Source organism: Methylobacterium sp. D48H, from assembly GCF_053345715.1.
Genome location: NZ_JBKFAP010000023.1, coordinates 12,778 through 35,411, shown reverse-complemented (window position 1 = coordinate 35,411; position 22,634 = coordinate 12,778). Strand labels below are relative to the sequence as shown.

Sequence of the window (22,634 nt, the reverse complement as noted above, 5' to 3'; positions counted from 1 at the left end):
CGGTTCTGGCAGATCTTGCCTGAACGGCGCGTGAGCGGTGCCGCCCGTCGCGCCGGACCCCGCGCACGCATCGGAAGGGCGCACAGGGACCGGAACCCGCGACAGCCGAGTCGGTTACTCAGCCATCGCGGGGCCCGCGGTCGCCGCGAGCGGCACCGTCCCCGCGCCGCGAGGAGTGTTTTCGAGATGGCCGGCAACGAGTTACCGCAAGGCACCCCCGCGGATCCGATCGCGGATCCGCACCGCGAGGGGTCGCACGCCGCGCCGCACGACGCGCCCCACACCGCCGCGGAGGAGCGCGCGCAGTGGCGGGCCCTCCAGGGCGACGTCGAGGGGCTCGCCGACGTGGCGGCCGAACGCGGGCGCGGCCTGCTCGATGCGGCCCGGCTGCAGGCGCAGAGCTACGTCGAGCAGCGCAAGAGCGACGCCGCGCAGTCGGTCCAGGACCTGGCGCAGACGATCCGCAATTCCGGCCGCGATCTCGGCGACAAGCCGAACGTCCGCGCCTTCTTCGACAGCGCCGCCGACGGGCTGGAGCAGCTCGGCTCCTCGATCGAGCGCCGCAGCCTCGGCGAGTTCTACAGCGAGGCCGAGTCCTTCGCCCGGCGCGCGCCGGTGGCGGTGGCCGTGGGGACCTTCGTGGCCGGCCTGATCGCCGCCCGCTTCATCAAGTCGTCCAGCCTGCCGCCGGAGGCGCCGGACGGCGACGCCCGCGACAGCTTCCGGGCCTGACGCCATGACCTACGGCTCCGACCCGCGCCAGGCGGGCCCCTCCACGGGTTCCTCCACGGGCCCAGCCACGGGCCCCTCCAGCATCCAGAGCCTGATCGGCGACGCCCTGCGGGAGACCAACGAGCTCGCCCGCAAGGAGATCGCGCTGTTCCGGGCCGAGATGGCCGGCAACGTCCGCCAGCTCATCGTCGGCCTCGCCTGCATGGTCGGCTCGGCGGTGTTCGCCGTGGTCGCCCTGCTGGTCCTGATCGGCGCCTTCGTGAAGTGGCTCGCCACCATCGTGGGCTCCGAGTGGCTCTCGGCCCTGATCGTCGGCGGCGTTCTGCTGCTCCTCGCCCTCGGGATGGCCCTGTGGGCGCGCAGCGTCCTCTCCCTCTCGACCCTGGCCCCGAAGCGCACGACGCGCCAGGTCCGCCAGGATGCCCAGGCCCTCTCGGAGCGCGTGTCCGGATGAGTACGATGAACGACCTTGAGAAGGAGATCGAGGAGAGCCGCGCCCGGCTCGACGACACGATCGACCGCATCCAGGGCCGGCTCTCGGTGCCGAATCTCGTGGACGAGATGCTGGGCAATGCCCGGCGGGTGCCGGCGCTGAACACGACCTACGATTCGGCCCTGGAGGCGGTGCGCCGCAATCCCGTGCCGGTGCTGCTGATCGCGGCGGGCGTCGGCCTGCTGTTCAACCGGATGGCCCGCGACGCTCAGCGCCGCCGCACCGAGGTCTCGGCCGAGCGCGTGCCCACCCTGAACACCGGCGCGGCCCGCGGCTACGACCCCGACCGCCCGACGGTCCGCCCGGCCCGCGATCCGCTGGACACGACCGAGATCTGAGGACGGACCCGTCCAGGTCCGGCCAGATCCGGCCGGGTCCGGGACGAGACACCGTGCCGCCCGGCCGGACGACCGGGCAGACCGGCGCCGAAGGCGGGCCGGCGAGACCGACATCTGAGGACAGCGCCATGACCGACAAGCCGGGTATCCCCTCCAGCACCCCCGAGCAGCTCGCCGCCGCGGCGGGGATGCCGCACGGCGCCGACGACAAGAGCCTACGGCCGGATCCGGCCGGCCTCGGCGACCCGGGCGCGCCCGGCACCGCCGCGGGCGACTTCACCCTCCGGCCGGATCCGCGCGGCCTGCACGACCCGCTCCGGCCCGGCGCGGCGACGGGCTCGCACGACGCGGCCGCGCACGACGCCGCCCGCGACACTGCTCACGACGCTGCCCAGGACGCCGCTTCGGCCGCGAAGGACGGCATCCGGGCGGCGGGCGACCGGGCCACCGAGTTCGCCGGGCAGACGCGCCGCACCGTCTCGGGCCTCGCCGACGACATCAACGACCGCCTCGGCGGGGCGGCCGATCAGGCGCGCGACCGCGCCACCGCGGCCTACGACGAGGCCCGGGAGCGGGCCGGCGCCCTCCATCGCCGCAACATGCGGGCGCTGGACGACCTGACCAACCAGGGGATCGAGGGGATCAACCGCGGGCGCACCGCCGTCGAGCGCTTCGTGGACGACAACCCGCTCCTCGTCGGCGTCGTCGGCGTGGCCGCGGGCCTGCTCCTCGGCGCGCTGCTGCCGCGCACCCGCCAGGAGGACCGGAGCATCGGTCCCTGGGCCGACGAGGTCCGCGACCAGGGCCTGCGCTACGCCCGCGAGGTGACCAATATCGGCCGCGAGTTCGTCCAGACCGCCCTCGACCCGGACAACCTCAACGCCGCCGCCCGCAAGGTGGTCGATCCGGAGAGCCACACGCCGCCCGCTGGCGAGCGCACGCAGCACAATCTCTGATTCGGTGGCCGGGGCCCCTCCGTTGGGGCCTCGGCGCCGTCATCCCGGGCGAGGCGACGTGCCCCGGAGTTGCGCGACGTCGAGCAGCGTGGCGCCGCCCGGATTGCTTCGCTCCGCTCGCAGCGACGCGGTGGCCGGATCCTCGCTCCGTCGACCCTTCTGACGGGACGGCGCGTCAGTCCCGGTACAGCCCCGCATGCGCCTCGCGGAGCAGATTCTTCTGGACCTTGCCCATCGTGTTGCGCGGCAGCTCGTCCACGAACAGGACGCGCTTGGGGCACTTGAACCGGGCGAGGCGCCCCTCCAGGGCGGCCTGCACGCCGGCCTCGTCCGGGCAGCCGGCGCCGCCCACCACCACGGCGGTGACGGCCTCGCCGAAATCCGGGTGCGACAGGCCGATCACGGCGGATTCGACCACGCCCGGCAGGGCGTCGATCTCGGTCTCGACCTCCTTCGGGTAGACGTTGAAGCCCCCCGAGATGATCAGGTCCTTGCCGCGCCCGACGATGTGGACGTAGCCCCGGCCGTCGACCTTGCCGAGGTCGCCCGTGATGAAGAACCCGTCGGCCCGGAACTCGGCCGCGGTCTTCTCGGGCATGCGCCAGTAGCCCTGGAACACGTTCGGGCCCTTCACCTCGATCATGCCGACCGCGTCGGGCCCGAGGGCCGCGCCGGTCTCGGGATCGACCACCCGCAGGGACACGCCCGGCAGAGGGAAGCCCACCGTGCCGGCGACCCGGTCCCCCGCGTAGGGGTTCGAGGTGCTCATGTTGGTCTCGGTCATGCCGTAGCGCTCGAGGATGGCGTGGCCGGTGCGGGCCTGCCACTCCCGGTGCGTCTCGGCGAGCAGCGGCGCCGAGCCCGACACGAACAGGCGCATGCCCCGGGCCGCCTCCGGCGTCAGGCCCGGCTCCTTGAGGAGCCGGGTGTAGAAAGTCGGGACGCCCATCAGGGCGGTCGCCCGCGGCATCAGGCTCAGGATCAGCTTCGGGTCGAGCCGGGGCAGGAACAGCATGGACCCGCCGCTCGCCAGCACCGTGTTGGTCGCCACGAACAGGCCGTGGGTGTGGAACACCGGCAGGGCGTGGATCAGCACGTCGTCGGCGGTGAAGCGCCAGTACGCGACCAGCGTCCGGGCATTCGACGCGAGGTTGTCGTGGGTCAGCATGGCGCCCTTGGAGCGCCCGGTCGTGCCCGAGGTGTAGAGGATCGCCGCGAGATCCTCCGGACCCCGGGGCACGTCCGCGAAGGCGGCGCCCGCATCGGCGGCCCGGTCAGCGGCCTCCGCGGCGCTGCCGCCCCCTGCGGCGTCGAGGGTCCAGACCTGCCGGACGCCGGCGGCGGCCTCGGCGAGCGCGTCGCGCCGGCCCGGGTCGCAGACGAACACGGTCGGCTCGGCGTCGCCCAGGAAGTAGCCGATCTCCGCCGGGGTGTAGGCGGTGTTGAGCGGCAGGAACACGGCGCCGGCCCGGACCGCGCCGAGATACAGGAAGATCACCTCGGGGCTCTTCTCGACCTGCACGGCCACCCGGTCGCCGGGCGCGACGCCCGCCGCCCGCAGGGCCGCTGCGTAGGCGCCGGAGCGGGCGATCAGGTCCGCGTACGCGTAGCGGCGCCCGTCCGGCGTCTCGATCACGGTCTTGGCGGGATCGGCGGCGCCGTCCCGCACCAGGGAGAAGAGGTGGTTCGTCATCGTGAGGCTGGGCTATCACGGGCTATGGGTCGCGCGCACCCATAGCCGCCCGGAGGCCCCCTCGGCGAGCCCTTTCCGGCGGCGCGTCGTCCGCGCGGTCCGGTGAGTCGCGACGCCTACGCCTCGGCGAGCACCACGGCCCGGGGCGGCGGCAGCTTGGCGCGCAGCTCCCGAGTCACCGCCGGAGCCGCCACCACGGTGCCGAGATTGGCGTAGGTCTCGTGGTTCCGCTCGATGGCGGCGAGGTCGTAGAGGTAGTTGACCATCAGCCCGTGGGACTGGGCCAGCCCCTTCTTGGAGGTGTCGCCCAGGAAGTTGATCCGGTCGAGGCGCGCGCCGTTGCCGAGATGGAACCGGGCCACCGGGTCGAGGGGGCGCCCGCGCTCGTTCTTGGCGCGCAGGAAATAGGCGGCCGCGGCCGGGATCAGCGCCCGGCGCACCGTCTCGGCCCGGGCCTTGTCGGCCGGCCAGGCCGGGTCGTCCAGCGCCCGCAGGGTCTCGACATCCTCGGGCAGCAGGCCCTGCGGGCTGTCGGCCCGGCGCTCCCGCGCCAGCCACGCCGCGAAGCCCGGCACCGGCGAGAGCGTCACGAAGGTCTTGAGCGTGGGGACCTCGCGGGTCAGGTCCTCGACCACCTGCTTGATCAGGAAGTTGCCGAAGGTGACGCCGGCGAGGCCCTTCTGGCAGTTCGAGATCGAGTAGAACACCGCCGTGGTGGCCGCCTGCGGCTGCAGCGGCTTGCGCTCCTGCGACAGGATCGGGGCGATCGCCGGGGCGATCTGGTCGGTGAGCGCCACCTCGACGAAGATCAGCGGCTCGTCGGCGAGCGCCGGGTGGAAGAACGCGAAGCAGCGCCGGTCCGGCGGCTCGATGCGGGCGCGCAGGTCGTCCCAGCCGGAGATGGCGTGGACCGCCTCGTAGCGGATGATCTTCTCCAGGATGTGCGCCGGCGTCGTCCAGTCGATGTGGCGCAGCACGAGGAAGCCGCGGTTGAACCACGACGCGAACAGGTGCTCGAAGTCGCAGTCGAGGCTGTCGACGGCGTCCATCAGGGCGGGGTCGGCCTCGTCGCCGGCGCGCAGGGCCCGGCGCAGGTCGAACAGGTCCTCGCGCATCCGCACGAGGCTCAGCGTGCCGCCGCGGGCGAGGTTGAGGCGGCGAATCAGCTCCTGGCTGCGCGGCTCGGCGGCCTCGTGCAGGCTGCCCAGGCGGGCGCGGGAGGGGGCGGCGCGGTAGGCGGCGATGGCCTCGTCGACGGCGGCGTGGTCCGCGTCGAAGTCGAGGGCGATGGCCCGCAGGAAGGCGTGGCGCTCCGCCTGGCCGAAGCTCGCGTAGCGGTCGAGGATCAGGCGGGCCAGCGCCACCCCGGAGGCCTCGCCGCGCCGGGAGATCAGGTCCTCGCAGAGCTTGACGAGGTCGCCGGCGCTCGCCCGGGGCCCCAGGTCGCCGCGCCCGATCCCGATCAGGTCGCGGCCGCGCTCGCTGATGGTCTGAAGCAGGTCGCCGAAGAAGGAGATCGCCGCCATGACCTTCGCACTGACCCCCGATGACCCGGATTCGAGACGTGTCCGGTCCCGCGACGCCGGCTCGTCGGTCGGGCGCGGACGGAACGGGATCCGGACGCCGGCGGGCGTCCCGATCCGCCCGCCATTCTACGGCGCCGCGGCCGCCGCGACCAGAGCTTGACCGGTCGCCGACGCGGGGCTCCCCACGGGGCTCCCCGTGTGCGGGCGCGGCACGACCATCGTGTGACGGGGGTGGTGCGACGGATCCGGACGATCGTCAGAGCCGCTCGGCCACGGTGGCGAGGTCCGCCCGCTCGCGCCAGTCGCCGACGCCGTGCTGGCGGGCGAAGCGCAGCTCCGCGGCGCGGCGGGCGCGCTCGGGATCGCGGGCCCGCGCGATCGCGACCGAGCCGATCGTGAACGGCACCCCGAGGATCTCCTTGGCGAAGTCGACGCGGTAGTTCGGCATCCCGTACTCCCTGCTGCGGCGGCCCGGCGCCGTTCGCACGGAACGAAACCGCCCTCTCATTCGTAGTCCGGTCCGTAAACCTCGCGAGGCTCGGCGCCCGGCGCATCGGTCGCGGCGCCCGCCCGCATGCGGGCGGCGCCGGCTGCGTCTGTTGCATATGGTGCGCCGCCGGCTCCGGTGAAGGGGCCCGGGGCGTCCCGGCAGGGATGCATCGCCGCAGCTTGCCCGGCGGCGCGCTCCGCCCGTATCGCTCGCCGCTCCGATCGCCCTCCCCACACGGACCCGACCATGGCTCTCCCGCGGCGGCCCACCCGCCTGCCCCCGACCCGGCCGTGACCGCACCCCTCGACGCGAAGGCCCGGCTCGGCCTGACGCTGATCGCCGGCGGGGCCGTGGCCAACATCTACTACAACCAGCCGCTGCTCGGCCTGATCGTGGCCGAATTCGGCGACCGCGCCGCCCTGTGGGTGCCGACCACGGCCCTGGTCGGCTACGGGCTCGGCATCGTCGGGCTCGTGCCGCTCGGCGACGCCCTGCCGCGCCGCGCCCTGATCGTGGGGCAGTGCCTCGGCCTCGCCCTGGCCCTGCTCGCCGTGGGCCTCGCGCCGAACCTCGCCTGCCTCGCGCTCGCCCATCTGGTGGTCGGCGTGCTGTCCTGCGCGGCCCAGCAGGCGGTCCCGTTCGCGGCCGAGCTCGCCCCGGACGCGAGCCGCGGGCGGATCGTCGGCCAGGTCATGACCGGGCTCCTCACCGGCATCCTGCTCGCCCGCACGGCGAGCGGCTTCCTCGGGGCGCATCTCGGCTGGCGGCCTGTCTTCCTCGTCGCGTCCGTGGTGGCGCTCGCCATGGCGGGCATCGCGCGGGCCACCCTCCCCCACACGGTGCAGACGCACCCGCTGCGCTACCGCGCCCTGATGCTGTCGATCCTCCACCTCGCCCGCACGCAGCCGGTGCTGCGCACGGCGAGCCTGTCGCAGGCGCTGCTGTTCGCGGGCTTCAACGCCTTCTGGGCGACCCTGGCCCTGCTGGTCGAGGCGCCGCCCTTCGGCCTCACCGCCGCCGGGGCCGGGCTGTTCGGCGTGATCGGCGTCTGCGGGGCCTTCGTGGCGCCGATCTCGGGCCGCTTCACCGACCGCCGGGGCGCGAAGCCCGTGGTCCTCGGCGGCAGCCTGCTGGTCGCGCTGTCCTTCGTGGTCCTGTGGGCCGGGGGCACGTGGTCGCTCGCCGCGGTGGCGCTCGGCGTGCTGCTCATCGACATCGGCATGAACGGCGCGCTCATCGCCAACCAGACCCGCGCCTACGCGCTGGTCCCGGGCGCGCGGGGCCGCATCAACACCGTGCTGTTCACGACCCTGTTCGTGTTCGGGGCGCTCGGCGCCTATGCCGGCTCGCAGGCCTTCCTGCTCGTGGGCTGGCCGGGCGTCTGCGCGGTCGGCCTCGCCTTCTCGGCGCTGGCCGTGCTCGTGGCGGCCCGCGACCCGCACCCGCCGGGGGCCCGGGCTACCTGAGCACCCGCGACAGCCGGCACCAGGCCGCCCTGTCGGGCGGAAGTCCGAAGCGCAGGCGCTCCGGGCGCCCGGCGAAGCGCCGCACCGCGATGCCGGCCGCCGCCAGCCGCCGGTAGAGGTCCGGCCCGTCGGGGAAATCGGCGGTCCGGAACAGGCAGGTGCCGCCGACGACCCGGCCGCCGGCCCGGGCGATCATCCGGTCGAGGCGGGCCGCGTCCGCCGCGCGGTCCCGGGCGGCCTGCGCGCGCCAGCCCGCGTCCGACAGGGCCGCGCGCCCGATCGCCAGGGCCGGGCCCGACACCGCCCAGGGTCCGAGCGCCGCGGCGATCCGGGCCGCCGTGCCGGGCTCGGCGACCGCGAAGCCGAGGCGCAGGCCGGCGAGCCCGTAGGTCTTGCCGAAGGAGCGCAGCACCACGAGGCCCGGCGCCGAGTCCGGTGCGGTGACGTGCGGGCACAGGCTCTCCACAGGCTCCAGGTCCGCGAAGGCCTCGTCGGCGACCAGCAGGCCGCCGCGCCGGCCGAGCGCCGCGGCGAGCGCCCGGCGCTCGGCCAGGGGATGGGTCCGCCCGTCCGGGTTGTTGGGATCGACGATCACCGCCACCTGGGCCGCGCCGAGGGCGTCGACGCTCGAGACCTCCGCCACCGCGTGCCCGGCCCGCGCCCAGGCGGCGGCGTGCTCGGCGTAGGTCGGCCCGAGAACCGCGACCCGGGTCGGGGCCAGGAGCCGGGGCAGGGTCTCGATCAGGACCTGCGTGCCGGGCGCGGGCACGACATGGTCGGCGTCCGGCGCGCCGTAGGCCGCGGCGGCGGCCTCCCGGAGCGCGCGGACCTCGGCGGCCTCGGGCAGGCGCGCCCAGGCGCTGGCCTCCAGGGCGGGCACGGGATAGGGGACCGGGTTGATCCCCGTCGAGAGGTCGAGCCAGGGCTCCGGCGCGTCGGGAAAGGCTTGTCGGAGCCCGCCGAGATCGCCGCCATGCGCGATCGGGGCGGCCTCACGCGCGGGAACGCTCCACACCGAATGGTCCATCTGCCCGGTACGTTCGCCGACACGCTCGCCGTCCTCGCCGTCGCCCTCGGGATCGAGGCGGCGGCCGGCTATCCCGACGCGCTCTACAGGGCGGTCGGTCACCCTGTCACCTGGATCGGCCGGCTGATCACCGCCCTGGAGCGCGGCCTCAACCGCGGCTCGGCGCGCCGGCGGCGGGTCGCCGGCTGCGCCGCGCTGGCGCTGCTCCTCGCTGCGGTCGGCTCGGCCGCCCTCGCCGTCACGGCGCTGGCGGGGCTCGCCGGCCCCCTCCCCGCTCTGCTCCTCCTCGGCCTGCTCGGCGCGAGCCTGCCGGCGCAGCGCAGCCTGCACCAGCACGTCGCCGCCGTGGAGACGGCCCTGCGCGCGGGCGGCCTCGAGTCCGGGCGCCGGGCCGTGGCGATGATCGTGGGGCGCGACCCCGACCGCCTCGACGAGGCGGCGGTCTGCCGGGCCGCGATCGAGAGCCTGGCGGAGAACTTCTCCGACGGGATCGTGGCGCCGGCCTTCTGGACCGGCTGCCTCGGCCTGCCGGGGGGCGCCCTCTACAAGGCGGTCAACACCGCCGACAGCATGATCGGCCACCGCAGCCCGCGCTACGCCGCCTTCGGCTGGGCGGCGGCCCGGCTCGACGACGGCGTGAACCTGCCGGCCTCCCGGCTCGCGGGCCTGCTGATCGCCGGGGCGGCGGCCCTGCGCGGCGCCGACGCGCGCGGGGCGCTCCGGGCCATGGCCCGGGACGCGCGCCGACACCGCTCGCCCAATGCCGGCTGGCCCGAATCCGCCATGGCGGGGGCGCTCGGCCTGCGGCTCGCGGGGCCGCGGGTCTATGACGGCACCCTCGTCCCGGACGCCCATATGGGCGACGGCCGGGACGCCGCCACGGCCGACGACATCGCCCGGGCGCTGGCCCTCTACCGCACCGCCTGCTGGCTGCAGGGCGGGCTCGTGCTGGCGCTCCTCGCGCTCTGCCTGTCGCTCACCGGCTGAGCCGTCCTCGCGGAGGGAGCGAAGCGCGCCAGGGCCGCGCGACCTCTGAGATCGTGGCGCCGACGGGATCGCTTCGCTCCGCTCGCAGAGACGGCGGCAATTCCCGATCGGGCCTTGGCACGGCCCGCGCACCGGACGCATCGTGGCCGGACGGGGCTGGATGAGGGAGACGCCGATGCGTGCCGTGTTCGTGGATGCCAGCGAGACCCTGGCGGCGGTGGCCCGGCGGCTGCTGCAGCCGGACGATCCGCCTTTCGCGATCCACGCGGATCCCGGAATCGCGCCGCAGGACCTGCCCGCGATCCTCGACGGCGCCGAGACCGCGGTGATCGACCACACCGCCCTCCCCCTCGACGTGGCCCGGGCCTGCGCGGGCCTGAAGCACGTCGTGTTCCTCGGCACCGGCGCCCGCAGCTACATGGACCCGGAGGCGCTCCGGGACGCCCTCGGCGTCACCGTCCACACCATCAAGGGCTACGGCGACACGGCGGTCGCCGAGTGCGCCTTCGCGCTGATGTGGGCCGCCGCCCGCGGCCTGCCCGAGATGGACCGGGCGATGCGCGCCGGATCCTGGCTGCGCACCGAGGGGATCCAGCTCACCGGCAAGACCGTCGGCCTCGTCGGGTTCGGCGGGATCGCGGCCGAGATGGCGCGCCTCTGCCGGGGCGTGGGCATGCGGGTGCTCGCCTGGAACCGGACCCCGAAGACCCATCCCGGCGTCGACTTCGTCCCGCTCGACCGCCTGCTCGCCGAGAGCGACGTGGTCTCGCTCCACCTGCTCCTGACCGACGCGACGCGCGGCTTCCTGTCGGCCGCGCGGATCGCCGCGATGAAGCCCGGCGCGATGCTGATCAACACCGCCCGCGGGGCGGTGCTCGACGAGGACGCCCTGGTCGCGGCCCTGCGCACCGGCCACGTGGCGCGGGCCGGGCTCGACGTGTTCACCGTCGAGCCCCTGCCGCCGGATCACCCGCTGGCGCACCTGCCCAGCGTCACCCTGTCGGCGCACTCGGCGTTCCGCACGCCCGAGGCGAGCGACAACTTGATCGGCGCTGCCCTCGACCATTGCCGGCGGATCGCCGCCGGCTGACAGCTGCGCCGCGGGAGCGGCCGCCCCGGTGCTCGGCTCTCCTAGTGCTCGGTGCCCTGCATGTTCGGGCGCGGCTCGCCGCCGTGGTGGTGGATCACGCTGGAGCGCTCCGGGCTCCCCTTCGCGTCGGCGACCTGCTTCCTAGCCGCGGCGGCCAGGAACCAGATGCCGCCGAGCGTCCCGAAGGCGAGGATCATGAGCGGAAATCCCTGACTCATCGCGGTGCCCTCCTCGACGATGGCCCGCGGGCTTGCGGGTCTGCATCATCCTGCCGGTCACGCCGGCCTGAGGAAGGATAACGCACGAATCCGGACCGTGTTCAGGCCGGTCTCGCGGCCGTCGGCACCGCCCGCCGCGCCGCGTCGCGGCGCAGGGCGGAGAGCACCACGAACATGAGGCCCGCCCCCACGGCGAGGCAGGCGGCCAGGAACAGCATCGGCACGAGGTCGCTCTGGGTCTGGTCGCGGATGAACGGCACGGCGTTCTGGGCGACGAAGCCGCCGAGATTGCCGACCGAATTGATCGCCGCGATCCCGGCGGCGGCCGAGGCACCGCGCAGGAACGTCCCGGGCATCGACCAGAAGACCGGCTGGGCGGCGAAGGTCCCGGCCGCGGCCACGCACAGGCAGGCGAACTTCACGGCGTTGCCCGGCAGGACGACGGAGAGCGCGAGGCCCGCCGCCCCGACCAGCGCCGGCCCGACCACGTGCCAGGTCAGGGCGTTGCCCTGCGCCCCCGTGCGGGCGGCGTGGCGCGGCACCCACCACAGGGCGAAGGCTGTGGCGAGCCACGGGATGATGTTGAGGAAGCCGTTGGTGAGGTTCGAGACGCCGAAGCCCTTGACCACGGTGGGGAGCCAGTAGCCCAGGCCGTAGGCGGCGAGCGGCAGGGAGACGTAGACCCCGGCGAGCATCAGCACCCGCCGGTCGAGGAGCGCCGCGAACGGGTTGCCGTGGTCGACGTGGCCGCCGTCCTCGCGCTCGGCCCGGAGCGTGCGGGCGAGCCAGTCGCGCTGGGCCTGCGACAGCCAGGGGGCGGTCTCGGGGCCGTCCGGCAGGACGAACAGCACCACCGCGGCCATGAGGATCGCCGGCGCGCCGGTGGCCAGGAACACCCACTGCCAGCCCTGGAGGCCGAGGAGCCCGTCGAGGCCCAGCAGCGCGCCGCCGATCGCCGCACCGACCGCGTTGGCGATGGCGCTGGCGATCATGAACCAGCCGATCATCCGCGCCCGGTGCGCTTGCGGGAACCACAGGGTCAGGGCGAACAGCACGCCGGGGAAGAAGCCGGCCTCCGCGGCGCCGAGCAGGAAGCGCAGCACGTAGAACATCGCCGTGCCTTGGGTGAAGCCCAGCAGGACGGTGACGATCCCCCAGGTGATCATGATCCGGGCGAACCAGATCCGCGCGCCGACCCGCTCCAGGAAGACGTTGGCCGGCACCTCGAACAGGAAGTAGCCGAGAAAGAACAGCGAGGCCCCGAGCCCGTAGGCGGTCTCGGAGAGGCCGAGGCTGCCGACCATCTCCAGCTTGGCGTAGGAGACGTTCTGCCGGTCGATATAGGCGATCAGGTAGAGCAGGCCGAGGAGCGGCATGAGCCGCAGGGTCACGGTCCGGACGGTGCTCGCGGCGAGATCCTCCCCGGCGGGGGACGGCGTGGGCGGCATGGGGCGTTCCTCCGGGGGCGTGCGGCCCTTCGTGGCGGGGCCGGCATAACACAGAGTAATCCCTGGCCCGCGCCCCGCCTACCGGGCAAGCGCCAGGAGGCGGTCGCAGTCGACATGGGCCGCGATGTGTCGCGCGAGGCCGTCCAGCGCCGCCTCGACCCCGGCCTCGTAGCCGGCGCCCGCCGAGACGGTGCCCAGGCGCGCGAGCCACGCCGCCCGCTGGGCGTCGTCGGCGAACAGGCCGTGGACGTAGGTCCCGGCCACGCGCCCGTCCGCCGAGACCGCCCCGTCCGGGCGCCCGTCGGCGAGGCGCAGCAGCGGCCGGTCCGCGTCGGCCCCCGCGGTCGTGCCGATATGCATCTCGTAGCCGGAGAACGGCACGCCGTCGGGCAGGCTCGTGCCGGTGACGGCGGCCAGGCGCTTCTCGGGCGACATCACGGTGTCGACGGCGAGGAGCCCGAGGCCCTCCACGGTGCGCGGCGCCCCCTCGATCCCGTGCGGATCGGCGAGGCTGTTGCCCAGCATCTGGTAGCCGCCGCACAGGCCGAGCACCCGGCCGCCCCGGCGGACATGGGCGCGCAGGTCGACGTCCCAGCCCTCGGCGCGGAAGAAGTCCAGATCGTCGATCGTGGTCTTCGACCCCGGCAGCAGCACGAGGGCGGCCCCGGCGGGGATCGGCGTTCCGGGCCGGACCAGCACCACCGACACGTTCGGCTCCGCCCGCAGAGGGTCGAGATCGTCGAAATTGGCGATGCGCGGCAGCACCGGCACCGCCACCGTGACGGAGCCGGGCCCGCGCGGGTCCGAGCCGGCGAGGCCCAGCACATCCTCGGCCGGCAGGCGCGCGGCGTCGGGGAAGTGCGGCACGAGGCCGAGCGCCGGCCAGCCGGTCCGCTCGGCGATCAGCCGCATCCCGTCGGCGAACAGGCTCGGATCGCCGCGGAACCGGTTGACGAGGAAGCCGGCGACCATCGCGGCGTCCTCCGGGTCGATCACGGCCTTCGTGCCGACGAGGCTCGCGATCACGCCGCCCCGGTCGATGTCGCCGACCAGCACCACCGGCGTGTCGGTGGCCCGGGCGAAGCCCATATTGGCGATGTCGCCCGCGCGCAGGTTTATTTCCGACGCCGAGCCCGCGCCTTCGACCAGAACCAAGTCGGCCTCGTCCGCGAGCTGGGAGAAGCTGTTGAGGACGGCGGACATCAGCCGGGGCTTCCAGGCCTGGTAGTCGCGCGCCTTCACGGTGGCGACCATCCGGCCCTGCACCACCACCTGGGAGCCGACCTCGCTCTGCGGCTTCAGCAGCACGGGGTTCATGTGCACGGAGGGCGCCACCCGGGCGGCGCGGGCCTGGAGCGCCTGCGCCCGGCCGATCTCGCCGCCGTCGGCGGTGACGGCGGCGTTGTTCGACATGTTCTGCGGCTTGAACGGCCGGACCCTCAGGCCCCGCTCCGTGAAGGCGCGCGCCAGCCCCGCCACGATCAGGGACTTGCCGACATCGGAGCCGGTGCCCTGGATCATCAGGGCCTTCCTGGGCGCTGTCGCGCGCGGCGGGCTCAGAACTCGATCCCTTCCTGCGCCTTCACGCCGGCGGCGAAGTGGTGCTTGACGCTGCCCATCTCGGTGACGAGGTCGGCGGCCTCGATCAGGGCGGGCTTGGCGTTGCGGCCGGTGACGACGACGTGCAGGTCCGGCCGGCGCGCGCGCAGGGCGGCCAGCACCGCGTCGAGGTCGAGATAGTCGTAGCGCAGCGCGATGTTGAGCTCGTCGAGGACGAGCAGGCGGATCGCGGGATCGGCCATCAGGCTCTCGGCGACCGCCCAGGCGTGGCGGCAGGCGGCGATGTCGCGCGCCTTGTCCTGGGTCTCCCAGGTGAAGCCCTCCCCGAGGGTGTGCCACGCGACCCTCTCACCGAAGGCCGCCACGGCGTGGCGCTCGCCGGTGTCCCAGCCGCCCTTGATGAACTGCACCATGCCGACCCGCCAGCCGCGGCCGAGCGCCCGCAGCATCAGCCCCAGGGCCGCCGTGCTCTTGCCCTTGCCGGGGCCGGTATGGACGAGGAGCAGGCCCTTCTCGAGGGTTTTGCCCGCGACCTCGGCGTCCTGGACGGCCTTGCGCTTCTCCATCTTCTCGCGGTGGCGCGCGGCGTCGTCGCTCATGCGGAGGCTCCTGTCTCAGAGGTTCGCGGCTTCACGACCAGCGGCAGGCCGGCCACGGTCAGGACGACCCGGTCGGCCCGCGCGGCGAGCTGCTGGTGGAGGCGGCCGGCGGCGTCGCGGAATCGCCGGGCGAGGGCGTTGTCGGGGACGATCCCGAGCCCGACCTCGTTGCCGACCAGCACGAGCGGGCCCGGGACGTCGGCGCAGGCGGCGAGGAGCCGCGCCGTCGCCTCCGCCACGTCGGCCTCCGCCAGGATCAGGTTGGTGAGCCAGAGCGTGAGGCAGTCGACCAGGACCGGTCCCTCGGCCTCGGCGACCGCCTCCGGCAGCGCGAGCGGCACGTCGCGGGTGCGCCAAGTGCCGCCGCGCCGCGCGCGGTGCTGGGCGATGCGGTCGACCATCTCGTCGTCGAAGGCCTGGGCGGTGGCGAGATAGAGCCACGGGCCGGGGCAGGCTTCGATCAGCCCCTCCGCGTAGGCACTCTTGCCGGACCGCGCCCCGCCGAGGACGAGGGTCATGCGAGGGGTGGGCTGGGGCATGGCTCTCCATCGCCCCAACCCGGTGCGCGGTCAAACCCAGGACCGACAGACTCGGGGTCTGTGACCTCAGGACCTGCAAACTCGGGACCTGTGGCACCTGTGCCGCGCCTGGACGGTTGCCGGGCGTCTCCGGTCCGACTATAGAACCCCGGCCCAGCCAGAGCGCCCTTCGTCTAGCGGTCCAGGACGTCGCCCTTTCACGGCGAAAACACGGGTTCGATTCCCGTAGGGCGCGCCAGGGTTTTCAAGCACTTAGCCCAAGTTGCTTCAAGCGGTGTCCAGTTTGTGTCCCGTCGAGCGGGCCGGACAACGTTGGACGATGCTGGCTTCAGTCGGCCATCAGCAGGTCGCCAATTCATATCGACGAAGTGTCGCGCTGCCTCAAAGCACGGCCGTTTGCTCGGGATGGATCCAGGCCATGTTCAACGACACGGTTCCGACATTTCGGTTTAACCGACCTCGTCCCCCCTCCCCTTCAACCCGGCCGCCGCGTCGCAACGAGCCGGCGAAAGCGCCTGATGGGCAAAATTCGGCTCAACTTGCGACCAAGGTCGCCGAAGCAGATCGAACCGGTGCTCAGGCCAGCAGCCGTGACGCTGTGGCCGCCGACGCTGAACGCTTCCTGCATCACGCCAAGAGTGCCGGGTCGCAGCCGCTCGGCAGCGCGGGTTGGTTGCAGCGCGCCGGCTTGAACATCCGCAAGGCGTCGGATGTGCAGCATCTTGAAGCCATCGCGTTGGCCTACGCGACCTACATCCGAATCAATGCGAGCCCACTGCATGCTGCGATCATGACCGAGCTTGAAACGTTGAGCGGGCGCAAACGCTCTCGCATGACCCACGACCTGCACCTCATCGTCGAGCGTTTCGTCTCCTACGGCGGTGAGACGCAGACCGAGCGGCTGGCGGCGCGCAAGCTGATCAGCCGGGACGTGCGGGCGATCCAGCACCTCGAAGCAGCCAAGGTGCTGCCGAGCCGGGTTCAGGCATTGGCGGCGACACCGGGCCAGGGGCTGCACGCCTGGGCGCGCCAGCGGGCAGTGGCGAGACGGGTGTCCCAATCCCCGCCGAACGCAATCGCGAATGCCCGTCAAGCGAAGGCTGAGGCGAAACAGCGCGCTTTGATTCACGAATTAAGTATCACGACGCTCCGACCGGACGGCACTCGAAAGGCACAGCGCCGATACGTCATCACACGAGTTCTGGGATCCGAGATTGCCGATTTACGGGCGCGCGCGAAAGCCTTGATGTCAGGGCCTACGCCGATGAAGATCTCTCGATCCTGAGCGCATTTTCGTCGGCTATGCCCGCTCAATTTTCGCTCTGGATACCTCGTGGGACGAAACCACATCCGCGGCACCAGCATGAGGTGGCGATCGCGATTGCTTTCTAGATAAATAGTCGGAGATTTTTCTGTCCGACATACTATAGGAATTATTTCCCAATAAACGAGCTGTACGAGCTTTAAAAATTTATATTCGCATAGAATCCAAAGACAATAGATTATAATTATAATCCAGTCTTACTGTGATTTGTAATTACAGGAAATACTATCAGAAGAAAACGTAATTAGACGCGCAGATCAAAACCCCCTTGATTGCTCAAGGGGGCTTAGTTCTAATATTTTTTCATGAGCCCTGCGGTAGACTTCGTACTGTAATATGCGGCCTCAAATCAGATGATCCATATAAGACAGCGTATGCATCACGTTCGAACTGTGAGTATTGCAATTTATCTGAGATGTTTTTCATCCATTCAATATCTTTAACGTGTTCTTCATAGAGTGCTGCGAGCTCTGTGCTCAATTTGCGGCAAACATCTAGATAAGCTAGGTTCGGTGTGCGGTCGACGTGCGCAATGACCTTTGTTGTTGGATGAGATCCAACGAACTGCGCGATATATTTTCTCATGTATGGTCTCATTATGTTGCAAAATACAACTTTCGCGCCCGGAATCGGGCTTGAAGATCGTATTAAATTTCGGACAAGGTGGCAATTTTTGCAGTTTTAATCTAAGGAGATCCGATGTTGTACGTTGACGTCCGACACATGTCTGAAGATGCATTTTACGCATGCCAGCGATGCGATAGGCGCGAGCCTGCTCTTTCGATGAATGGCAAAAGTCGATGACGTTGGGTCGTCGCCAAGGCGTGTGATGCGTCTCAGACGATGCAGGCCACGTCGCCTGACAGCCACATGGGGCCATCCTCAATGTCAGTTATGGGGCAGTCTTGCCTAGTGCTGCTTAAGCTGAGTGCCTCCTCAACGGATCAAGTCACTTCAGCACAGCGCGAACGTCTCTTGCCAGTCCGATCAGTAATGTCTTTAAGCTGGCGGGATACATCGTATTCACCACAGACGACTAACGATCATCCGAACGGAGGTTCGTAAGCGGCCAGTTCGGGCAACATCGCCTCGACAATGATTTCGACGAAGGCCGCCGGCACGTCCAGGTAGAACTCGCGATCCGAATAGGCATCGACCTGAGCGGGCAATCCCCTCACATTGAACCACGCGGCCAGCCGATTGAGATCGGCTTCCGGCATGTCGCTGAGGAATGAAATCTGTGAGCGCTGCCGGTCATGATCCCGATGCCCGGTGTCGCTACGGCTGAGCTGCAGGTCCACACTTGGCCCCGGGCTGTCGCGACCACACGGCGCGTTCGGTCCGTCGCAACTCCAAGAGTCCCAGCTGCCCGACGAACATGTCCACCACGGTCTGGAAATGACCCGGGTTCACCCGGTTGGCGACATGGTTGAACCGCACGACCCAGCTCCACCCCGTCGCTGCGAGTACCGACATAACAGACGGGTTCGATGGCGTGGAGGAATGATTCACGGGGTTGGGGCCGAGATTCAGCAGGCCCAAGAACCCAACTTACCACGTCGCCCCGTTTGAGCTCGGCCATATGCTTCAAAGCGATCGCGGTGAGGCTCAGCGGCAGCCAAACACCTAAACCCTCGTCGGCAGAGTCTTCGACTAGGTTGAGCCGCTCGGAGGCGGGTTTGAGGGCATCGAGGGCTGGTTGAGTGAGTTGGGCAACTGCACCTGGGTGCCGACGCCTGAACCCCCTACCCACGCTCGCAAAAGCCTATGCAGCGCGTACATCCCGTGTAAGGCATCATCGGTTCGGCCGGCAAACCATGCCGATCGTGCCGCGAAGCCGGTTGCACGATCCCTCTTCATTCACGATCAACGTCGCTTCCGTCCCGCCGGCAAGGGCGATGGTGCGGCCTCGTTGCTCGCTGGCACCGCCAGCAGGTCTAGGATGTCGACCGCTAGAGCCACCGCCAAGCGGTCGAGCAGATCTACGGTCGGGTTGAACTCGCGCCGCTCGATACCGCTGACGTAGGTGCGGTCCACGCCGGCATCGACTGCCAGACCTTCCTGGGTGATGCCGCGCTCAACCCGCAGCTGCCGCAGGTTCCAGGCGACGCGCGCTCGGCCTTCCATGCCGGCACTGGCATCACCTTGCTCGCCGCAAAAACACCGAATATATTCGACATGAAACCTACGTCAGTTTCGCCCCCGCCCGGGGATGCGCCGCGCTGGCGTCATGTCCCTTTTCCTGAGCCACGAATCATCAGCGCAGCCAAGGACCCGCCATGCGCATCGCTGTGCTCATCATTGGGCTGTGCTTGTCCCTTGCCGTCGGCCTGCAATCTTGCGCGGTCAGCCTCGGCGGCGGAATGGCCAAGGATCAGGCGATCAGCGCAGGCGGTGCCGTCGGTGTGCTCGTCGCCCTGCTCTACCTGCTCGGCTCAACGTTCGCTCTCGGCCTGCCCCGGGCCTCGGTCGCCATGTTCCTCATCGCCGCCCCGCTCGGCATCGGCGTCGGCAGCAGCTCGGGCTTTCACGACCAAAGGATCTGGGGCTTCGTCGCCCTCGTGCTCGCCGCCATGGCCTACCTCAGCGTGCGCGAGCAGCGCCGACGAAAAGTGCCCGCCAGCGGGACGGAGCTGAGCTCATGAAGCAGCCAGCCCACCCACCTCGCTCACGGGCCTCGATTGGCCTATTGGTAGCCGGTTTCCTTGGTTGTGCTCTCTTGGGATCCGGCCCCGCCGCAGCTCAGTTCGGTGAAGCATCGCCGCACACGCTCGAACTCAATCGCGTCTTCTACTTCAACGGCGACAAAGCCGCCTACGCCAAGCCGCCGGACTGCAAGGCGTGGCCCGAGGCGATGCAAGCTTTTGACGCTCTGCGCGCGGCAGGCAAGGCGATCACGACCGTGAGGAGCAAGGACAAGGTTGCCGCCTTCGTCGACCACGCTTACGCCGAACGCCTGCAACCCGTGCAGTACGTCGATCTCGAGAGCGTATTCATCGAACCCCTGGGCGAGGACCGGTACCGGGTCTACACCTGCAACGAACCCAAGCAGGTGGTCTGTGGCTTCGACCAGCCGCAGTTCCTCGATAAGCTGTGGCTCGATGCCGGGCTGGAGGGTAAGGCCGTGTCAGTCTCAGATGCTAACGGGCCCGCTGAGTCACCGCTGCTGTCTGGCCTGCAGGCAGCCTATTTCGGGCAGAAGTACCCGATCGTGCGCAACTCGCTGCAGCAGCGCGGCTACAGCGCCTTCCCGGTGCCGGATCCGGTGGCCAAGCGTTGCGAGCCCACCCTTGAGCGCCTGTGCCAAGCTTTCCCCGAGGCCCTCTGCGACCAGGGTGGCATCAGCGGGATTGGCTGCACCTTCGTGTTCCGCCGGGAGGGCACGCGCCAGCTCATCGGCGTCGACGCGGCAGTATTCGACCTCACGCAGTACACCGCCGACATCGAGGTCGTTAAGCTGCGCGAACTCGGCGATGGGCCATAAGAAAATTCGTCATCAGCCTCGATCGTCGATCGCGCTGAGGTCGAGGAGGATCAGGCGAAGTTCGCGCCAGAGTGATGCATCGCGCTCGGCCGCGCCCGGCTCCCCCAGGCTCGACAGCACCACGAGTTTCAGCAGGATGCCGACAGGGGTCGTCGCGGGCATTGCGTACAGGCTGTTCGGGAAGGAAGCTGCCGCGGACACCGTGCCATCGGCCGCTTCAGCAGCTTTGCCGAAGCACAAAGCTATCAGTCTGGTCGGGTCGGGAGAGGAGTTCACGATCAGCCCTTCTCGCTCTCACCATCGAGGGTGCAACCGGACCAGTCGCCATCGTCATCAGAGAGCCAGTCCTCGTCCCACTCAGTATCGGCGTCGAGCTCGGCCTCGCCGCGCGGCTGGAGACGTATGACCTCGCCGCCGTGGGACGGAACGGTCCGGGATGGGCGCGATGCCGCGCGAGGGGCGCCACGTCAGTACTCGTCGGCGCGCATGATCGTGAGCACACGGGTGGTCACCGCGGGATCGGCGGGATTCGGTGAACCACCGAGCAGCGCCCGATTGTAAGCATCGATCTTCCAGAAGAAGCGCTGGCCGCCGATCTCGACCGCGCCGAAGTCGTGCTCACCGTACGGGTCGTTGTCAGGGTCGAAGCAGCTGAAGCGGCGCACAGCCAGCAGAAGGGCGATGCGGTCGACCTCGGGTAGACCCACCACGCCGGGCGTCTCGACCACCCGCCCGCCGGCGAAGCTTCGCCGAAAGGCATCGTTCAGCGCGCGCACGCGAGCGGCCAAATCGGTGGTGACAGCGACCACTGGCTTGCTCGGCTTCTGCGAACTGCCGAACGCGGCAGAACGGTCGGGTGGCGTCGGAAGTTCAGCGCTGCTCATGGTCGACCTCGCAAAGAAGAAGGGGCCCCGTGTGGGACCCCTTGCTGGTAGTGCTCGGACTGCGGTGGCTTGATCGCCGGGCCTGTTGTGACGAGGTCGAGCGCCTTCAGTGTTGTGGTCGTCGCGACATGTTGGGGCTCGTCAGCAAAAAGTCATGACAACACGTATATAGGAATATAATATTAGTGTCAAGGTCGCAAACTGGTGAGGTAAGCGGGCACGTATGCGACCAATTTTTGGGCTTCCACCGCAACGGGAATGGAGAAGAACTGATCACTTGCTATGTCCGGATCTGGCCGTAAGCAGAATGGCTGCTTCGGAGCAGACCCGCCGGAAAATCGGACAGCCTGCACACGACCCAACTCGGTCGGTAAACGCCCCCAGGTGCTTGCCCGAAAGCGGAAAGGCGTGAGGCCCAGTTCGAGGTTCGCGGAGCTGCCGGGAAAACCAGTGTCAACTAATATGCATTAGGTCCCGTGCATGACCAACCGGGTCAGGGGGCGCTACGTGGCCGTCGACGGACGTGAGAAGGAGGAGACCAGTGCCGTTCGCTCCGCTCTCGTCGCCGAGCTGGCTCATTCCACAGTGCCAACCAGCATCATGGGTTGCACCCTGGTCGGTGTCGCGAGCTTTGCCTACGCGTCGACCGGGATGAGTGCCCTCCTTGCCGCCGCCATCGGCGGCGGGTTGGCGTCGGTGGCTAAGGTCGCACTGATGCAGCTTCAGAGGCGGCGTCCGGGCCTGGAGCTTCCCGCGCGCGCCGAGACGAACGCGTGGAAGGCGGCACATGCCGCGATCACCAGCCTCGTCGCAGCCTCCGTCGGCCTCACGGCGACGGCGATCTTCCTGCAGCCCGACCTGAGCCTGCAGATGCTCGCGACGGGCCTGATCTTCGGCTACTGCTCCGGCATCGTCAGCCGTGTCGGGATCAGGCCCAAGATCGCCCTCATGGCCATCGTGCTGGCGGCGGTTCCGCCGATCGTCGCGGCGGCGACGTGGAGCGATGTCCCCCACCACATCATCGTGGTCGTGTTCTCGATCTTCCTGCTCGGAAGCTTCGAGAGCGTGCGCCACGTTCATCGCACCGCGGTGAAGCATGTCGGGATGAAGCTGGCGATGGCAGCCCTCGCGCACAAGGATCCCCTGACGGGCTTGGCCAACCGCATCGGTCTGCGCGCGGCCTTCCGGGCCATCAATGCCGACGATTCGGTCGCCGTGTTCTGCCTGGATCTGGACGGGTTCAAGACGGTCAACGACCGATACGGTCACGCGGCCGGCGACGCCCTGCTGCGGATGGTTGCCGCCCGCCTCGTCGCTGTCTCTGCCCCCGACGCGACCGTGGTCCGCATGGGCGGCGACGAGTTCGTCATCCTGAAGCCGGGCCTGCACCGACGAAGCGATCTCGCGGCCCACGTCGAGCAGATCATGGAATGCCTGCACAAACCATTCCCTCTCGGCGACCAAGAGGTCACGATCGGCGCCAGCGTCGGTTGCGCCGCGTCATCCTTCAAGCCGACAGATCTCGACAAGTTGCTTATTCGAGCAGATGCAGAATCCTACAGAATGAAATCAATTCGCCGACGCGGGCTGCCGGAAGATCGAGCTGACTCAGTTCGTCGCGGTCACGTCTAAGCCACAGCCGACTGATCAGCCTCGCACTATATTCAATCCGCAATCGGGAATGCAGCTTTTCATCTAACCAGACGTTTGCTCGCGCCGTCTGCAGGGGTGGAATTTGCGTTAGCGACTACTCTATTTCGGAGATTGTCTGCCGAAAAAG

The 22,634-nt window shown here is 70.1% G+C and carries 24 protein-coding genes and 1 tRNA gene; 12 read left to right on the top strand and 13 right to left on the bottom strand.

Annotated elements, in window-relative coordinates:
• Positions 1-186: 186 nt before the first annotated feature.
• The 4 genes from ACLBX8_RS25585 (at position 187) to ACLBX8_RS25570 (ending at position 2,519) form a co-directional block, all read left to right on the top strand.
• On the top strand, positions 187-732 hold the full coding sequence (locus tag ACLBX8_RS25585) for a hypothetical protein (protein WP_447700082.1): 546 nt from the start codon (positions 187-189) through the stop codon (positions 730-732).
• Positions 733-736: 4 nt separating this feature from the next.
• A complete protein-coding gene (locus tag ACLBX8_RS25580; protein WP_170855257.1) occupies positions 737-1,186 on the top strand; it encodes a phage holin family protein in 450 nt (149 codons plus the stop codon).
• A gap of 5 nt (positions 1,187-1,191) precedes the next feature.
• Positions 1,192-1,563 (top strand): DUF3618 domain-containing protein, encoded by a 372-nt coding sequence (locus ACLBX8_RS25575; RefSeq protein WP_020095580.1) that lies wholly within the window; start codon positions 1,192-1,194, stop codon positions 1,561-1,563.
• A 128-nt stretch (positions 1,564-1,691) separates the two neighbouring features.
• The gene (locus ACLBX8_RS25570; RefSeq protein ID WP_447715951.1) at positions 1,692-2,519 is read left to right on the top strand and encodes a hypothetical protein; all 828 of its coding nucleotides are present in this window, start codon (positions 1,692-1,694) and stop codon (positions 2,517-2,519) included.
• Between the two features lie 175 nt (positions 2,520-2,694).
• Here ACLBX8_RS25570 and ACLBX8_RS25565 read toward each other — a convergent pair whose 3' ends face one another.
• From ACLBX8_RS25565 to ACLBX8_RS25555, 3 genes are all read right to left on the bottom strand, one after another.
• Complete coding sequence (locus tag ACLBX8_RS25565) at positions 2,695-4,212, bottom strand: malonate--CoA ligase (protein WP_447715950.1); 1,518 nt, start codon at positions 4,210-4,212, stop codon at positions 2,695-2,697.
• 116 nt (positions 4,213-4,328) lie between these two features.
• A complete protein-coding gene (locus ACLBX8_RS25560) occupies positions 4,329-5,738 on the bottom strand; it encodes a malonyl-CoA decarboxylase (RefSeq protein WP_447681831.1) in 1,410 nt (469 codons plus the stop codon).
• 256 nt (positions 5,739-5,994) lie between these two features.
• A complete protein-coding gene (locus tag ACLBX8_RS25555) occupies positions 5,995-6,186 on the bottom strand; it encodes a hypothetical protein (RefSeq protein ID WP_012318462.1) in 192 nt (63 codons plus the stop codon).
• 332 nt (positions 6,187-6,518) lie between these two features.
• Here ACLBX8_RS25555 and ACLBX8_RS25550 point away from each other — a divergent pair, with 332 nt between their 5' ends.
• The gene (locus ACLBX8_RS25550) at positions 6,519-7,694 is read left to right on the top strand and encodes an MFS transporter (RefSeq protein ID WP_091683150.1); all 1,176 of its coding nucleotides are present in this window, start codon (positions 6,519-6,521) and stop codon (positions 7,692-7,694) included.
• Here ACLBX8_RS25550 and cobD read toward each other — a convergent pair.
• A complete protein-coding gene (gene cobD / locus ACLBX8_RS25545) occupies positions 7,687-8,721 on the bottom strand; it encodes a threonine-phosphate decarboxylase CobD (protein ID WP_447715949.1) in 1,035 nt (344 codons plus the stop codon). The genes ACLBX8_RS25550 and cobD overlap by 8 nt on opposite strands.
• Here cobD and cbiB point away from each other — a divergent pair.
• Together cbiB and ACLBX8_RS25535 are read left to right on the top strand one after the other, a co-directional pair.
• Entirely contained in the window at positions 8,713-9,708 is a 996-nt protein-coding gene (gene cbiB, locus ACLBX8_RS25540; protein ID WP_447715948.1) for an adenosylcobinamide-phosphate synthase CbiB, read from the top strand. The genes cobD and cbiB overlap by 9 nt on opposite strands.
• A 175-nt stretch (positions 9,709-9,883) precedes the next feature.
• Positions 9,884-10,798: an NAD(P)-dependent oxidoreductase gene (locus tag ACLBX8_RS25535; RefSeq protein WP_447715947.1), complete on the top strand. Its 915-nt coding sequence runs from the start codon at positions 9,884-9,886 to the stop codon at positions 10,796-10,798.
• 41 nt (positions 10,799-10,839) lie between these two features.
• On the opposite strand, the gene ACLBX8_RS25530 is transcribed toward ACLBX8_RS25535, so the two are convergent.
• From ACLBX8_RS25530 to cobU, 5 genes are all read right to left on the bottom strand, one after another.
• Positions 10,840-11,016: a hypothetical protein gene (locus ACLBX8_RS25530; RefSeq protein WP_010687019.1), complete on the bottom strand. Its 177-nt coding sequence runs from the start codon at positions 11,014-11,016 to the stop codon at positions 10,840-10,842.
• A 101-nt stretch (positions 11,017-11,117) separates the two neighbouring features.
• On the bottom strand, positions 11,118-12,464 hold the full coding sequence (locus ACLBX8_RS25525) for an MFS transporter (RefSeq protein WP_020095589.1): 1,347 nt from the start codon (positions 12,462-12,464) through the stop codon (positions 11,118-11,120).
• A gap of 78 nt (positions 12,465-12,542) precedes the next feature.
• Complete coding sequence (locus ACLBX8_RS25520) at positions 12,543-13,985, bottom strand: cobyric acid synthase (protein ID WP_447715946.1); 1,443 nt, start codon at positions 13,983-13,985, stop codon at positions 12,543-12,545.
• Positions 13,986-14,020: 35 nt separating this feature from the next.
• Complete coding sequence (gene cobO / locus ACLBX8_RS25515; protein WP_447715945.1) at positions 14,021-14,623, bottom strand: cob(I)yrinic acid a,c-diamide adenosyltransferase; 603 nt, start codon at positions 14,621-14,623, stop codon at positions 14,021-14,023.
• Positions 14,620-15,162, bottom strand: a complete 543-nt coding sequence (gene cobU, locus ACLBX8_RS25510) for a bifunctional adenosylcobinamide kinase/adenosylcobinamide-phosphate guanylyltransferase (RefSeq protein WP_447715944.1) — start codon at positions 15,160-15,162, stop codon at positions 14,620-14,622. The genes cobO and cobU overlap by 4 nt, the downstream gene beginning before the upstream one ends.
• 162 nt (positions 15,163-15,324) lie before the next feature.
• Between cobU and ACLBX8_RS25505 the strand changes: the two genes are divergently transcribed.
• Both ACLBX8_RS25505 and ACLBX8_RS25500 read left to right on the top strand, forming a co-directional pair.
• Positions 15,325-15,400: transfer RNA gene (locus tag ACLBX8_RS25505), tRNA-Glu, on the top strand.
• A gap of 180 nt (positions 15,401-15,580) precedes the next feature.
• Positions 15,581-16,447: a hypothetical protein gene (locus ACLBX8_RS25500; protein ID WP_447715943.1), complete on the top strand. Its 867-nt coding sequence runs from the start codon at positions 15,581-15,583 to the stop codon at positions 16,445-16,447.
• A 1,082-nt stretch (positions 16,448-17,529) separates the two neighbouring features.
• Here the strand turns inward: ACLBX8_RS25500 and ACLBX8_RS25495 are convergent.
• Together ACLBX8_RS25495 and ACLBX8_RS25490 are read right to left on the bottom strand one after the other, a co-directional pair.
• The gene (locus ACLBX8_RS25495) at positions 17,530-17,787 is read right to left on the bottom strand and encodes a hypothetical protein (protein WP_447715942.1); all 258 of its coding nucleotides are present in this window, start codon (positions 17,785-17,787) and stop codon (positions 17,530-17,532) included.
• 565 nt (positions 17,788-18,352) lie between these two features.
• Positions 18,353-18,613: a helix-turn-helix transcriptional regulator gene (locus ACLBX8_RS25490; RefSeq protein WP_447715941.1), complete on the bottom strand. Its 261-nt coding sequence runs from the start codon at positions 18,611-18,613 to the stop codon at positions 18,353-18,355.
• 152 nt (positions 18,614-18,765) lie between these two features.
• On the opposite strand from ACLBX8_RS25490, the gene ACLBX8_RS25485 reads away from it, so the two are divergent.
• Both ACLBX8_RS25485 and ACLBX8_RS25480 read left to right on the top strand, forming a co-directional pair.
• Complete coding sequence (locus ACLBX8_RS25485) at positions 18,766-19,131, top strand: hypothetical protein (RefSeq protein WP_447715940.1); 366 nt, start codon at positions 18,766-18,768, stop codon at positions 19,129-19,131.
• Positions 19,128-19,970: a hypothetical protein gene (locus ACLBX8_RS25480; RefSeq protein WP_447715939.1), complete on the top strand. Its 843-nt coding sequence runs from the start codon at positions 19,128-19,130 to the stop codon at positions 19,968-19,970. The genes ACLBX8_RS25485 and ACLBX8_RS25480 overlap by 4 nt, the downstream gene beginning before the upstream one ends.
• A gap of 12 nt (positions 19,971-19,982) precedes the next feature.
• Here ACLBX8_RS25480 and ACLBX8_RS25475 read toward each other — a convergent pair whose 3' ends face one another.
• Both ACLBX8_RS25475 and ACLBX8_RS25470 read right to left on the bottom strand, forming a co-directional pair.
• The gene (locus ACLBX8_RS25475) at positions 19,983-20,246 is read right to left on the bottom strand and encodes a hypothetical protein (RefSeq protein ID WP_447715938.1); all 264 of its coding nucleotides are present in this window, start codon (positions 20,244-20,246) and stop codon (positions 19,983-19,985) included.
• 191 nt (positions 20,247-20,437) lie between these two features.
• On the bottom strand, positions 20,438-20,854 hold the full coding sequence (locus tag ACLBX8_RS25470; RefSeq protein WP_447715937.1) for a DUF3768 domain-containing protein: 417 nt from the start codon (positions 20,852-20,854) through the stop codon (positions 20,438-20,440).
• Positions 20,855-21,334: 480 nt separating this feature from the next.
• On the opposite strand from ACLBX8_RS25470, the gene ACLBX8_RS25465 reads away from it, so the two are divergent.
• Positions 21,335-22,486 (top strand): diguanylate cyclase domain-containing protein, encoded by a 1,152-nt coding sequence (locus ACLBX8_RS25465; protein ID WP_447715936.1) that lies wholly within the window; start codon positions 21,335-21,337, stop codon positions 22,484-22,486.
• Positions 22,487-22,634 lie beyond the last annotated feature (148 nt).